This window comes from Arthrobacter sp. 35/47 (genome assembly GCF_000520475.1).
In the GTDB taxonomy this organism is placed as follows: Bacteria; Actinomycetota; Actinomycetes; order Actinomycetales; family Micrococcaceae; genus Arthrobacter_D; species Arthrobacter_D subterraneus.
In genome coordinates this window covers 212,957-226,447 of sequence record NZ_KI914581.1, presented here as the reverse complement: position 1 = coordinate 226,447, position 13,491 = coordinate 212,957, and the positions used below count along the sequence as shown (strand labels likewise).

The window sequence follows — 13,491 nt, the reverse complement described above, 5'->3', positions numbered from 1 at the left end:
CCGCGGGCGGACAGGCCGGCACAGCCGGTCGTGACCGCCCCCGCCGTTCCCAGCATGCCGCCGTCGTCGGCCCTGTCCCCGGACTCTGCCGGGCGCTCACGGGTACTGGCACAGGCGGAAGCGATGGTGCGCGAGCAGAGGCGTCCCGGGTCCGACGGCGCCACTCCCATCCGCGCGCGCAGCGCGTACGGACTGGAACCCCTTGACGCGATGACCGCAGGGCTGGCACGTGTCCAGCGCATGCGGATCGTGCAGTATTCGGTAGTTGGCTTGGGCGCACTGGCGCTCATCACCGGAATCATGATGATTGTCAGCGGCCTCTAGCCGTTGACCACACCCTAGGAGATTAGTGAGCGCATCGGAATCGTCCATTGCGATTGCCCGCACCGCAGCACGTGCGGCGACGGACAAGATTGCACAGGACATCGTGGCCATGGATGTCAGTGAACGCCTCGCGATCACTGACGTCTTCCTTGTGGCCTCGGCCCCCAGCGAGCGGCAGGTCAACGCGATCGTCGACGGCATCGAGGAAGAACTTGCCAAGCAGGATCTGAAGCCCGTGCGGCGTGAGGGCCGCAGCGAAGGCCGCTGGGTGCTGCTCGACTATGCGGAGGTGGTCATCCACGTCCAGCACCAGGAAGACCGCGTCTTCTACGCGCTCGAACGGCTGTGGGGCGACTGCCCCAAGGTGGACCTGCAGCTTGACGACGCCGCTGTGAACGCCGGGTCCGCTGACGCTGCAGCCGCCGACGCCGAGTGAGTCCCCGCGCTGTAGACAGCGCCGCGGGTGATTCCGCGCCGGAGGGCCGGAGGATTGTCTTCTGGCGCCACGGGCGGACGGAATGGAATGCCCGCGGCCTGTTCCAGGGGCAGGAAGACATCGCCCTTGATGACCTCGGAAGGCAGCAGGCCGCGCAGGCCGCCTATGAACTGAAGCATCTGTCGCCGTCGCTGATCGTGTCTTCCGACCTGGAGCGCGCGCGTGATACCGCTGCTGCGCTGTGCGTCGCTACCGGAATGCCCGTCTCCACCGACGCGCGTTTCCGGGAGACCTATGCGGGCCGGTGGCAGGGGCTGGCGTTCGCCGAGATCGGCCGCCGGTTCCCGCAGGACCAGCAGGCCTGGCACGCCGGAGATCCACGGGTAGCTGCAGGTGGGGGAGAGAGTCGGCTCGACGTGGGGGAGCGCATGAAGGCGGGTGCTCTGGAGGCCGTTGCGGCAATCGAGCCGGGCCACACCGTCGTCGTGGTCAGCCACGGCGGTGCAATCCGTGCCGGCGTTGCCGCGTTGATGGGCATTCCGCCGGAGCTGTGGGGATCCCTGGCCGGCGTGGCGAACTGCCACTGGTCCGTGCTGGAGGAGCTTAATCCGTCTCTCAGCACGGTTGTACCGCGGTGGCAGCTGACCGAGCACAACGTCGGTCTGGCGTCCATGCCGTCAACCCCGCTGGAAGGCTGAAACCGCGCCGCCGCACCGATTTTGCGGGGACCGGAAAATTGTCTAAACTGGACAAGTTGCTCCGGCCGGTCGGGTAGGGGGCAGCGAGTTTGGGGCTGTGGCGCAGCTGGTAGCGCACCTGCATGGCATGCAGGGGGTCAGGGGTTCGAGTCCCCTCAGCTCCACCAGACGGAAGATCAGAATGCCTCGCCTCAGGGCGGGGCATTTTTGTTTAGATTGACCCATGAACCCGCTTACCGAACTCACCCTGGAAGAACTCCGGCAACGGACCAGCATGAAGTGGCGCCGGTACCCTGACGATGTGTTGCCGCTGTGGGTCGCAGAGATGGACGTGCCGCTGGCGCCGCCCGTCCATGCCGCGCTGAAGACGGCAATCGATTCAGGCGATACCGGCTATCCTGCGGGATCCGGGTACGCAGCCGCGCTCGAACGCTTCGCAGCGGCCCGGTGGGGGTGGAACACCATGGACACCGCGCGGACCGCACTGGTGCCGGATGTCATGATGGGGATCGTCGAGACGCTCAGGTTGATCACCGGCCCAGGGGATGTGGTTGTCCTCACGCCCCCTGTGTATGCGCCGTTCTTCGCCTTCGTGACCCACGCCGACCGTGAAGTACTTGAAGCACCGCTGGGAGCGGACGGACGGCTGGACCTCGACGGCCTCGACGGAGTGTTCCAGCAGGCGCGTGCCCGCTCGGACCGGCCGGTGTTCCTGCTCTGCAACCCGCACAACCCCACCGGCACGGTCCACACCCGCCAGGAGCTGGAAGGGGTCGCTGTCCTGGCCCGCCGCCACGGTGTGCGGGTGATCTCCGACGAGGTTCATGGGCCGCTTGTCCTCGCGGGCGCCCGCTTCACGCCGTACCTCAGCGTGGCCGGCAGCGAAGACGCGTTCGCCCTGACCTCCGCGTCAAAGGCGTGGAACCTCGCCGGCCTGAAGGCAGCCCTCCTGATTGCCGGTCCGGAGGCGGAACCCGACCTGGCCCGGCTGCCGGAAGAAGTGAGCCACGGTCCGAGCCATCTCGGCGTTCTTGCCCATACCGCGGCCTTCCGGGAAGGAGGCTCCTGGCTCGATTCGCTTCTCACCGGGCTGGAACACAACCGGGACCTTCTCCAGAGCCTCGTTGCGGCGCATCTACCGGGGGCAACGCTGCTGCGCCCGGAAGGGACCTATCTCGCCTGGCTCGACTGCAGTGCCCTCGGCCTCGGTGACAGCGCGCGGGGCGAGGGCCTCGCCGTGGTGACCGACCTCGCCGGACCAGCCCGTTTCTTCCTGGACGAAGCCCGCGTGGCGCTCAGCTCGGGACATGTGTTCGGCCAGGGCGGCGACGGACACCTGCGAATCAACTACGCAACCCACCCGGACATCCTCACGGAAGCCCTTCAACGGATGGGCAGGGCGCTCGACCGCGGCGCCTAACCGCGCGCGGCGTACGCCTTCAGCACACGGTCAGCAGCGCCGCCAAGGTTCCAGTCAGCGGCGAGTTTCTTCAGCGTCTCTTCCTTGGCTGCATCGAGAGGCCGGATCTGCGCATCGAAGTGTCCAAGGTCAAGATCCCGGACCACTCCCACTACCGTTGGGGCGATAGCGAGGTAGTCGGACGCAGCCGTGATCTTCTGGCGGACCGAGGCGGACATGGCGCTGGATGGATCGGTGCTCGCCTCGATGATGCCGTCGAGGTCCACGAATTCCCTGAGCAGGCTCGCTGCGGTCTTGTCCCCGATGCCCGGGACACCGGGAAGCCCGTCGGAAGCGTCCCCCCGGAGAGCGGCGAAATCGGCGTACTGGCCGGGAAGGACCCGATACTTTTCGACCACAGTCACGTCCGTGACCGCTTCCAGCCTGCTCATGCCGCGGGCGGTGTAGAGCACGCGGACCCGCGTGTCGTCGTCGACCAGCTGGAACAGGTCGCGGTCGCCGGTGACGATGTCGACCGGCGTCGTAGCCTGGCTGGCGAGGCTGCCGATCACGTCGTCGGCCTCGTGGTCCGCTGCGCCGATGACGGGTGCGGCCAGGGCAGCCAGGACCTCGCGGATCAGCGGGAGCTGGGCTACGAGGCCTTCGGGGGTCTCCTCCACATCGGGGCCCCCGGAAACTTTTCTGGCCACCCGGTGTTCCTTGTAGCTGGGAATCAGGTCCACGCGCCATTGCGGCCGCCAGTCATCATCCCAGCAGGCGACGAGGTGCGTCGGCTCATAGTCGGTCACCAGCCGGGCAATCATGTCCAACAGGCCGCGCACGGCATTGACGGGCATTCCATTCGGTGCCTTGAGACTGTCCGGCAGGCCATAAAAGGCACGGAAGTACAGTGACGGCGTATCCAGGAGCATCAGTCGTTCGGCCACCTTCCGATCCTCCCACGGAAGGGCAACAGAACGACGACGGCGGCCCGCTTTTTGGGAGGATTGCTGCCGCATCTCCATGCCGGCCGTATAACGAAGAAATAAATCCATTTGATTGAAGAAAACCCTTGAATGGGACAGTGCAGAGGTTCACACTTTAAACCGGGCAACCAAAAGCACGAACGAGGCATGGGGATCATGAACGGACTTATGCGATGCCGCCAGTGTCGGAGAACCTGGGTCGTCGAGAGCAAGACAGCTGAAACGGTGACCTCCCGGAACCACGCGTTCCTCAACCCCGGCCACCAGACCGTAACGGTGTGGAAACCCGCACAACAGCACGCCGGAGTGCCTGCCTGACGGATTGGTCTGTAGATCGCCGGAGCGGCCGTGCAAGACTATCTGCATGGCAACCGACAACGCATCATCCCAGCAGCCCCTGCATGACCGGGACGTTCGCGAACGCACCCACCTCGGCCTGATGATCGGCGACACCTGGCACTCGCTTCAGACCCGGATCGCGGAGAAGCGCGGCCGCGTGGAAACCATCATCCCCTACACGGGTTATGGGACCACCAGCTGGATCCGGGTCCTCGGACGGGTTGTCCTGTCCAATCCCCGGGACCTCCGGCCGCTCGAAGGCAAGGAGATGATGAAGCCTCTCAAGGAGGGGCTTCGAGGGTGGCGCAACTTCACCAGCGCGCCGGTGCGCAACGCGGAGGTAACCCTGGAGGTCGACGGCACCAGCCAGGTAGTGCATGCGGACCGCGGCGGAGTCATTGACGTCCATCTCGACGTGTCCCTGGAGCCGGGCTGGCACACGGTCCGCATCAAGTCCGGCGACTCGGTGGTGGCGGACGCTCCGGTGAGGGTGGTGCGGGATGACGTAACCTTCGGCGTCGTGTCCGACATCGACGACACCGTGATGGTCACTGCCCTGCCGCGGCCGTTCCTCGCCGCGTGGAACACGTTTGTCCTCGATGAGCATGCGCGCACACCGACTCCCGGGATGTCCGTCCTCATGGAAAGGATCGTGCGCAAGCATCCGGATGCACCGGTGCTTTACCTCTCCACCGGTGCCTGGAACGTGGCCCCCGCCCTGACCCGTTTCCTGTCCCGGAACCTCTATCCGGCCGGGCCGAAGCTGCTTACGGACTGGGGGCCCACCCGTGACCGCTGGTTCCGCAGCGGCCAGGAGCACAAACGTTCCTCGCTGGAGCGGCTCGCTGAGGAGTTCCCGTCGGTGCAGTGGCTGCTGATCGGCGACGACGGGCAGCATGATGAGTCCATCTATGCCGAGTTCGCCCGGAACCATCCCCGGAACGTGCGCGCGATCGCCATTCGGCAGCTCTCCGCCAGCGAGGCGGTCCTCGCCGGCGGCCGGTCAAAGGCAAACCCTGCAGGTTCCACGCCGGGCGTGCCCTGGATCTACGCCAGCGACGGCGCAGGCATGTCTGACCAGCTGAGCACGATGGGCATTGTGGAGAGCTCTGTCCGGATCGATCCGGAAGACGAAGCCTAAGCCTGCTGCCCGTCTGAGTTTTCCGGGTCCGGCGCTTCCTCCGCATGGGGCGAGCCGGACTCGGCGCGCACCGTCAGGAGGATCCGGCGCAGGTCCATGCCGAGCGCCGCGGTTGCCTGGATGCGTTCCTCGGCTGCTGCACTGGAGGAGATCTGCTGCATCAGGTGCTCAACGGCATCCTCGGCCGCGGTCATGGTGGCGCCCTCGGCATCCCATTCATCCACGGCTTTGGCGGTGAGCGCCATTGCGTCGCCCAAAGGCTCGACCAGCGCGGGCGGCAGGGGGGTGGACTCGGGTGTATGCCAAATGACTCCGGCAAGCACCTCGGTCATGTTCTGGACGTGGAATCCGACCCGTTCCATCGCCTGCAGCCACAGGTAGTCCGCGTTCAGATCGCGCTTGTGCCGCCGTCGTCGTGGGTTCCCATGCCGGCTGGTGTCCGCGAGCTGGACCGCGGACCGTACCTCTTTCCCGAGGTCGCTCAGGCGGCCCTCCCGTTCCGCCCAGTCTTCATGCTCGGGGGGCCATGACTCGGTGATGGCCGCCGCCATATCCCCGAGCTGACGGGCAAGGAGCGCACGGAAGTCCTGCAGTCCCCGGACGGCACCGTCCAGGTGCAGGGGCGGGAACACCAGCATGTTGACGCCGAGGCCCACAATCACTCCCACCAGCATCTGGATGAGGTACCCAAAGGAATACTCCTCCGGGTTTTCGCCGCCCACCAGGAGCACAAACAGGGAAGCGATGGGGATCCAGTCGCGCCCGGCGCCCAGCCGTGGAAGGCCGGCGGCGAGCACTCCGACGCCCACCACGATCGCCACCGACACCACGGAGACGTCCCCGATGATGATGATCGGAAATGCCAGCGCGAACCCTACTGCCAGGCCGATGAGCGTCTGCACGCCCTGCCGGGCCGAACCCGCGACGGTGGGGTACATGGACGCGACCGCCCCGAGCGGCGCGTAGTACGGATACTCGGCGGCAACACCGGGTACACGCAGGGCGATCCACCAGGCGATCGCTGCCGCGAGGGCGGTCTTGACAGCCAGGAGAACCCGCTCGTGGGTGATCAGCTGCCGTGCGTGGGTCCGTGCTTGCGAACCGGTAAGTAGGCTTGGCATTTCTTCAGTATGGCAACCGATTATGAGAGTCAGATGAACGCGCCGGAGACGCCGGCCCGGAAGAATGTTGCGTAATAGCGCAATAATCTTGAAGCCCCGAGCGGCGGTGCCGTAACGTTCAGATCAAGTTACTTCCGTAACGGGTCAGCGACTCCCAATTTCAGGGAGTGTGGGTGCCCCCATGTGGGCCTGACATTTGTTTCGCAGGAGTTTTCCCTGCCGCGCGGCCGCGCGGTGCCCGGGATGCAGCCTGCCTCCTTTTCCCTTAATGCATACCGGTATGCCGTACCCGGCACCTGGATGTCCTTAACGACCGAGGATACGAATGTCTCCACCATCAAAGTCGGCTCACTCCGTAGGCCCCCCTGCTTCCGAGCCGTACCCCGCCCTGTCCTATGAACTCTTTCCTCCCCGCAGCACCAGTGCTGCGGAAACCCTCTGGTGCACAATCCGCGAACTGGAGCAGACCAGTCCGGACTATGTATCCGTAACCTATGGAGCCTCCGGTTCCAACCGGGATACCGCCGTCGACCTGCTGTCCCGGCTCCTCACGGAGACCGCATTGCGGCCCCTGGCCCACCTCACCTGCGTGGGAAACACCCGGGAGTACCTCCTGGACCTCGTGGATGAACTGATCACCCTCGGCGTCCGCGGCATCCTCGCGCTCCGGGGCGACACGCCGAAGGACCCCGGGGTGGGCCCCGGCGACCTGTCCTACGCCAGTGACCTGGTGAAGCTCGTCCGCGAAGCCGAGCGCCGGCGGACCGCGCACCTGTGCGCAGGCAGATTGGCCGTCGGTGTGGCGGCGTACGCCACGCGGCACCCCGAGTCGCCGAGCTTCGATCACGACATCGAGGCGTTGCTCGCCAAGCAGGCGGCAGGGGCCGATTTCGCGATCACCCAGGTGTTCTTCTTCCCCGATCACTTCCAGAGGCTGGTCGCGGCAGCACGCCGCGCCGGGGTGGACATCCCCATCATCCCGGGCGTGATGCCGCTGACCAGCGTGCGCAGGCTCGACCGTTTGAGCGAGCTGGCCGGCATCGAAATGGACTACGCACTGCGTGACCGGCTGGCCGCAGCGGAGGACGACGCAGCGCGCCGCCGCATCGGCGTCCAGGCAACGGTGGACCTTGCCAACGCAGCGCTCGACGCCGGCGCCCCGGGGATCCACCTGTACACCTTCAACGAGCACGCGGCAGCGCTGGACGTGCTTGACAGCCTTCAGCTTCGCCGGCCGCCCGTTCCACGCGGGCTCGTCCGCACCGCTTGACGAATTTACGAAACCAGCAAAGGACACCATCCATGAGCAGCACATTCCCCACAGCAACCATCGTCGGCTACCCACGCATCGGCCCCCGCCGCGAACTGAAGAAGGCAGTCGAGTCCTACTGGGCCGGCCGTACCTCGGCGGCCGAACTCGAGACGGCCGCAGCAGAGCTTCGCGCTTCCTCCTACGCCCGCCTCACGAAGCTCGGACTGGAGGCCGGCAACTACTCGATCCCGGCGTCGTTCTCCCTCTATGACCAGGTGCTGGACACCGCAGTCACCTTCGGTGCCGTCTCTGACCGCTTCAAGGACCTGTACGACGCCGACGGCTCGCTTGGCCTGGACGCCTACTTCACGCTCGCCAGGGGCGACAGTGAACGCCAACCGCTCGAAATGACCAAGTGGTTTGATACCAATTACCACTACCTCGTCCCGGAGATCGGCCCGGACACGGCCTTCTCGCTGGCGAATGACTGGATCCTGCGGGATGTGCGTGAGGCGGTCGAGGCGGGATACACGGTGCGTCCCACGCTGATCGGCCCTGTGACCTTCCTGCTGCTCAGCAAGGCCGCCGACGAGTCACCCGCCGGCTTCAACCCCCTCAGCCGCCTCGACGACCTGCTGCCGCTGTACCTCGAGCTGCTGGGCAAACTGGCTGAAGCCGGCGTGGAGTGGGTCCAGCTCGAGGAGCCTGCCCTGGTAGCGGATCAGGCGGTCCCGGAGAGCGAGGTGGCCGCCGCCGTCGAACGCGCCTATGCCGCCCTGGCTGCGGAAGCGCAGAACCGTCCGGCGATCCTGGTCACCAGCCAGTACGGGTCACTCGGCTCCCTGCTGCCCGTCCTCGCCGGGACCGCCATCGACGCGCTGCACATCGACGTGTTCAAGGGCAGCGTCCCGACAGCATCCGAGCTGGCCCGGCTGGGGGAGACCACCCTCGTGGCGGGCGTTGTGGACGGACACAACATCTGGAAGGCGGACCTCGGGGTTGCCGCCCAGAAGCTGACCCGCCTTGAAGGCACCGTGAAGAACCTTGCGGTTTCCACCTCCACCTCCCTGCAGCACGTACCTCATGATGTGGAGGACGAGCAGCAGCTCGACGCGCAGCTGCGCAGCTGGCTGGCGTTCGCCGACCAGAAGGTGGTTGAGGTGGTGACCCTTGCCCGGGCCATCGGAAATCCGGGAGCCATCGATGCTGACATCGCTGCGGCCGCTGAGGTACTGGCCTCCCGCGCCGGCGCACCCGGAGTGAACCGAGCGGAGGTGCGGGCCCGCACCTCCGCTCTCTCGCCCTCGGACTTCACCCGCGGCGACTACGCCGTCCGGCTTGCCGCCCAGGAAGAGGCGCTGAAGCTGCCGGCCCTGCCCACCACCACGATCGGATCCTTCCCGCAGACCTCGGAGGTGCGCTCGGCCCGTGCCCGCGCCAACAGGGGAGACCTCACCGCCGAGCAGTACCGGCAGCTGATGCAGGATGAGATCAGGCGCGTCATCGACCTGCAGGAGGAACTCGGCTTCGACGTCCTGGTGCACGGCGAACCCGAGCGCAATGACATGGTCCAGTACTTCGCCGAGAACCTCGACGGCTTCGACGTCACGGTGCACGGCTGGGTCCAGTCCTACGGATCGCGCTGCACCCGTCCGTCCATCCTGTGGGGCGATGTCAGCCGCCCGGCACCGATCACCGTTCCGTGGACCCAGTTCGCCCAGTCACTCACCGACAAGCCGGTCAAGGGCATGCTGACCGGTCCGGTCACCATCCTCGCGTGGTCCTTCGTGCGCGATGACCTGCCGCTGGGAGAGACGGCAAACCAGGTGGCCCTCGCCCTCCGCGACGAGGTGACCGACCTTGAAGCCGCAGGCATCAGGGTGATCCAGGTGGATGAGCCGGCGCTGCGCGAACTCCTGCCGCTGCGCAGGGAAGACCAGGCGGAGTACCTTGAATGGTCCGTCAACTCGTTCAAGCTCTCCACCGCCTCGGCAGCACCTGCCACCCAGATCCACACGCACCTGTGCTACTCCGAGTTCGGGGCGATCATCGACGCCATCGACGGCCTGGACGCGGACGTCACCTCCATCGAAGCGGCGCGGTCCCGCATGGAAGTGGTGCACGATCTCGAGGCGCACGGCTTCAGGCGCGGCGTCGGCCCGGGTGTCTACGACATCCACTCGCCGCGTGTTCCAGGACAGGATGAGGTTGCCGAGCTGCTCGAGAAGGCTGTACAGCACGTGCCGGCGCGCCAGCTCTGGGTCAACCCGGACTGTGGGCTGAAGACCCGAGGCTACACCGAAACCGAGGAATCGCTGCGGAACCTCGTCAACGCGACGGTTTCGGTGCGGTCACAGCTGGAGGCTCCGGTCTCCTGACCGTGCCGCCCTGCCCGCCGGGTGCGCCACTGAACAGGCTTTGCCGCAAGGTATCGCTGTCCAGCTGCGCACCCGGCGGCGTTTAAGAGGCCGTTCCTAGGCGTTTAGGGCGGCCGTTCCCAGCGTTTAAGGCGGCCGTTCCTAGGCGGGACGGCTGCTGGTCCTCGGCGCGATCTGCCGGTCCTTGAGGACGTCGGTGAGCTGGTCCATGAAGAGACGCACCTGGGTGGTCTGCTTGCCGGCGATTTGCAGGGCGAAAATGCTGCGTGCGAGCCGGATCTCGGGGACATCGAGCGCAACGATGCCCTCCGGCGCCCGGAGCATGGCCAGTTCCGGAACAAGGGCGGCGCCCATTCCGGCCGCCGCCATGGCCAGGCTCGCATTGAAGTCGTCGCAGTACGCGGCGATGTGCGGGTGCAGGTTGCAGCTGGCAAACAGCCTTTCGATGACGGTGGCGTCCGAGGTGCCGGGATGGTGCATGATCCACGGCATGTCCGCCAGCTGCTCTGCCGAGACTGCGGAACCGTCCGCGATTCCCCAGGCCGCCGGCAGCACCACCCGGAAATTGTCGTCACCGATCCACTGCCGGCTCACCGATGACGGCCAGGCCAGCCCGCCCTGGCCCACCTGGAATACCAGGGCGAGGTCCAGCTCACCGCCGGTGCGCAGCCCGTGGATGGTCTGGGCCGGCTCAGCGACAAACACTTTCAGATTGATGCCGAGCCGCTTCCACTGCGGGGTGCGTACCAGGCGGGGAAGGGCGAACGTGGCAAGGCTCGGGAAGATGCCGAGCCGGAGTTCCTGCGTGACCGCAGCACCCGCTTTCACCGTGGACGCCAGAAGCGTGTCGATATCCGTGAGCACCTTCGAGGCGTGGCGTGCCATCACCACGGCGGCTTCGGTGGGCACCGCACTCCGCGCGGACCGGGTGAACAGGGTGACGCCGGTGTCCCGTTCCAATGCCGACATCTGCTGCGAAACGGCGGACGCCGTGTAGCCCAGCCGGGTGGCCGCGGACGCGAAGGACCCGTGCCGGATGACCTCCAGAAGGGTCCGCAGGTGAACGGGATTGACCACGTCGACATCCTCTCACGCCTTGTTTTCGTGCAGGCCGCCCCACCCATCCGTGTCTGCACCGTCTCCGAACAATATCCGAACTATCTTTTGCAGCAGGGGTAGGTCGTCGTCGAATCCGGCGTCTCCTGTTGCCGGCGTATGGAGGAGGCGCACGTGAGCGGTGAAGAGCGGCCGGACCGGCCGGGTCGGCGAAGTGTTGCGGTGATCGGCAGCGGCGTGGCCGGACTGACCGCCGCCTGGGTGCTCAGCCGTGAAAACCGGGTCACGCTCTTTGAAGCCGATAACCGCGCCGGCGGGCATGCACACACACACCGGATGGAACTGGCGGACGGCACCTACACCGGCGTGGACACCGGCTTCATTGTCCACAATGACCGCACCTATCCAACCCTGCTGCGCCTCTTCGCCGAACTCGGAGTACGGACCCAGCCCTCCGACATGACAATGTCCGTCCGCTGCGGTGGGTGCGGCCTTGAATATGCCGGCGCCAAGGGCGGACGTGGGGTGTTCGCGCAGCCTCGCTCCTTCACCCGCGGCCGCTACCTCCGGATGCTCGCCGAAATCCTGCGGTTCCAGGCGAGCGCCCGCGCGCTACTGCGTGAGACAGAACAGACCGACGACGACGGCGCCACCCTGGGCGAATTCCTCGCCCGCGGAAACTTCACTGACTACTTCACCGCACACTTCATGACCCCGGTGGTGTCGGCCGTCTGGTCCTGCGACCCGCACACTGCACTGGAATACCCGGCCCGTTACCTGTTCTCCTTCATGCAGCACCACGGGATGCTCACAATCAAGGGTTCGCCGCAGTGGCGGACGGTCACCGGCGGCTCCGGTGAGTATGTGCGGAAGATCGTGGACCGGCTCGATGAGGTGCTGCTGGATACTCCGGTGACAGGGGTCGGGAAGGCGGCTGACGGCGTCGTCGTCTCTTTCTCCGGTGAGCGCCGGCTCTTTGACGCCGTGGTGATCGCCACCCATCCGCACCAGGGGCTGGCGCTGCTGGAGGAGCCCACCTCCCTCGAACAGGCGGTGCTCGGGTCGATGCCGTACTCGAGGAACCGCACACTCTTCCATACGGACGAGTCGGTGCTCCCGCGCAGCGGCAACGCCCGGTCCTCCTGGAACTACCGGCTCCCGGCGTGCAACGCACAACCGGACCGGGTGCTGGTCACCTATGACCTGAGCAGGCTCCAGCGTTTGAACGGTGCGCAGGGCAAACGGTTCCTGGTGAGCCTGGGGGAGGAGGACCAGATCGATCCGGGCCGCGTCCTCAACACCATGACCTATGAGCACCCCCAGTACACGCCGTCGTCCCTCGCTGCCCAACGGCGCCTGGCCGAGCTCAGCGATGACCGGGTGGCGTTCGCGGGCGCCTACCACGGGTGGGGCTTCCATGAGGACGGTGCACTGTCCGGCCTTCGGGCCGCCGAACGGCTGGGCGCGTCCTGGCTGGCAGAGACCCGCAGTCCGGTGGAGACGCCGGTATGAAGCCCAGCCTGTACGCGACGAACATCCGGCACGTGCGGAGGGCGCCGCTGGCAAACACATTCACGTACCGCAGCTACAGCTGGTTCGTTGACCTCGACGAACTGCCGCGGCTGCCCGGCTGGCTCCGCCCATTCGCGGTGTTTCGGGCCGAGGACCACCTCGGTGACCCCGAAGCCTCGATCCGCTCGAATGTAGCCGGCTTCCTCACGGCAAACGGGATCGACGACGACGGCGGCACCGTCACCATGCTCGGCAGCGCGAGGGTCCTCGGATATGTGTTCAACCCGCTGACACTTTTCTGGTGCCACGGACGCGACGGCGGACTGCGTGCCGTTCTCGCGGAGGTGCACAACACCTACGGCGAACGCCACTGCTACCTGCTGCATCCTGACGGTTCGGGCAGGGCGGTGACGCCGAAGGAGTTCTACGTGTCTCCCTTCAACGACGTCTCCGGAACCTACGAGATGAGCGTGCCGGAGCCCGATTCGAAACTGTCCGTCGCGATTACGCTGCGCCGTCCGGGCCAGCCGCCGTTTGCGGCCACCATGACCGGACGCCGCCTCCCGGCGACTTCGCGCAATGTTGTGCGCATGGCGGCGGCCATTCCCCTGGCGCCGCTGCGTGCAACGCTCCAGATCCGCTGGCAGGGAATCCGGCTCTGGCTGCGCCGCCTTCCCCTGCATCCCCGACCGCACCACAAACCACAGGAGTATGTGAGATGACCACCACCGTCACCCGGTCCAGCACCGACGCGGACCCGCAGGACTGGCCCGGCATAGCCTTTGTGCCAAGTGGTCCGCACAACCGTATTGCGGCGGCGCTCGCCGAGAAGATCTTCGTGGCGGCAGT

General features: G+C 66.4%; 11 protein-coding genes, 1 tRNA gene and 1 pseudogene. 10 read left to right on the top strand and 3 right to left on the bottom strand.

The window, feature by feature from the left end; translation table 11 throughout:
- The 5 genes and pseudogenes from X803_RS22025 to X803_RS0101445 all read left to right on the top strand — a co-directional run.
- Positions 1-324 (top strand): annotated as a pseudogene (locus X803_RS22025) (hypothetical protein); the annotation flags it as partial.
- Between the two features lie 25 nt (positions 325-349).
- Positions 350-760: a ribosome silencing factor gene (gene rsfS, locus X803_RS0101460; RefSeq protein WP_026543743.1), complete on the top strand. Its 411-nt coding sequence runs from the start codon at positions 350-352 to the stop codon at positions 758-760.
- The gene (locus X803_RS17055) at positions 757-1,458 is read left to right on the top strand and encodes a histidine phosphatase family protein (protein ID WP_051470343.1); all 702 of its coding nucleotides are present in this window, start codon (positions 757-759) and stop codon (positions 1,456-1,458) included. The genes rsfS and X803_RS17055 overlap by 4 nt, the downstream gene beginning before the upstream one ends.
- Positions 1,459-1,549: 91 nt before the next feature.
- Positions 1,550-1,625, top strand: a tRNA-Ala gene (locus tag X803_RS0101450).
- A 56-nt stretch (positions 1,626-1,681) separates the two neighbouring features.
- Complete coding sequence (locus X803_RS0101445; protein WP_026543742.1) at positions 1,682-2,878, top strand: MalY/PatB family protein; 1,197 nt, start codon at positions 1,682-1,684, stop codon at positions 2,876-2,878.
- On the opposite strand, the gene X803_RS0101440 is transcribed toward X803_RS0101445, so the two are convergent.
- On the bottom strand, positions 2,875-3,804 hold the full coding sequence (locus X803_RS0101440; RefSeq protein ID WP_026543741.1) for a 5'-3' exonuclease: 930 nt from the start codon (positions 3,802-3,804) through the stop codon (positions 2,875-2,877). The genes X803_RS0101445 and X803_RS0101440 overlap by 4 nt on opposite strands.
- Before the next feature lie 403 nt (positions 3,805-4,207).
- On the opposite strand from X803_RS0101440, the gene X803_RS17050 reads away from it, so the two are divergent.
- Positions 4,208-5,323: an App1 family protein gene (locus X803_RS17050; protein ID WP_051470342.1), complete on the top strand. Its 1,116-nt coding sequence runs from the start codon at positions 4,208-4,210 to the stop codon at positions 5,321-5,323.
- Here X803_RS17050 and X803_RS17045 read toward each other — a convergent pair.
- A complete protein-coding gene (locus X803_RS17045) occupies positions 5,320-6,444 on the bottom strand; it encodes an FUSC family protein (protein WP_051470341.1) in 1,125 nt (374 codons plus the stop codon). The two genes, X803_RS17050 and X803_RS17045, sit on opposite strands and share 4 nt — an antisense overlap.
- 325 nt (positions 6,445-6,769) lie before the next feature.
- Here X803_RS17045 and X803_RS0101425 point away from each other — a divergent pair, with 325 nt between their 5' ends.
- A complete protein-coding gene (locus X803_RS0101425; protein ID WP_026543740.1) occupies positions 6,770-7,714 on the top strand; it encodes a methylenetetrahydrofolate reductase in 945 nt (314 codons plus the stop codon).
- A gap of 32 nt (positions 7,715-7,746) precedes the next feature.
- Positions 7,747-10,074, top strand: a complete 2,328-nt coding sequence (gene metE / locus X803_RS0101420; RefSeq protein ID WP_026543739.1) for a 5-methyltetrahydropteroyltriglutamate--homocysteine S-methyltransferase — start codon at positions 7,747-7,749, stop codon at positions 10,072-10,074.
- A 141-nt stretch (positions 10,075-10,215) separates the two neighbouring features.
- Here metE and X803_RS0101415 read toward each other — a convergent pair whose 3' ends face one another.
- Positions 10,216-11,151: a LysR family transcriptional regulator gene (locus tag X803_RS0101415; RefSeq protein ID WP_026543738.1), complete on the bottom strand. Its 936-nt coding sequence runs from the start codon at positions 11,149-11,151 to the stop codon at positions 10,216-10,218.
- A 153-nt stretch (positions 11,152-11,304) separates the two neighbouring features.
- Here X803_RS0101415 and X803_RS17040 point away from each other — a divergent pair, with 153 nt between their 5' ends.
- Both X803_RS17040 and X803_RS0101405 read left to right on the top strand, forming a co-directional pair.
- A complete protein-coding gene (locus tag X803_RS17040) occupies positions 11,305-12,642 on the top strand; it encodes an NAD(P)/FAD-dependent oxidoreductase (protein ID WP_253907362.1) in 1,338 nt (445 codons plus the stop codon).
- Entirely contained in the window at positions 12,639-13,364 is a 726-nt protein-coding gene (locus X803_RS0101405; RefSeq protein ID WP_026543737.1) for a DUF1365 domain-containing protein, read from the top strand. The genes X803_RS17040 and X803_RS0101405 overlap by 4 nt, the downstream gene beginning before the upstream one ends.
- The last annotated feature ends 127 nt before the right edge of the window (positions 13,365-13,491 follow it).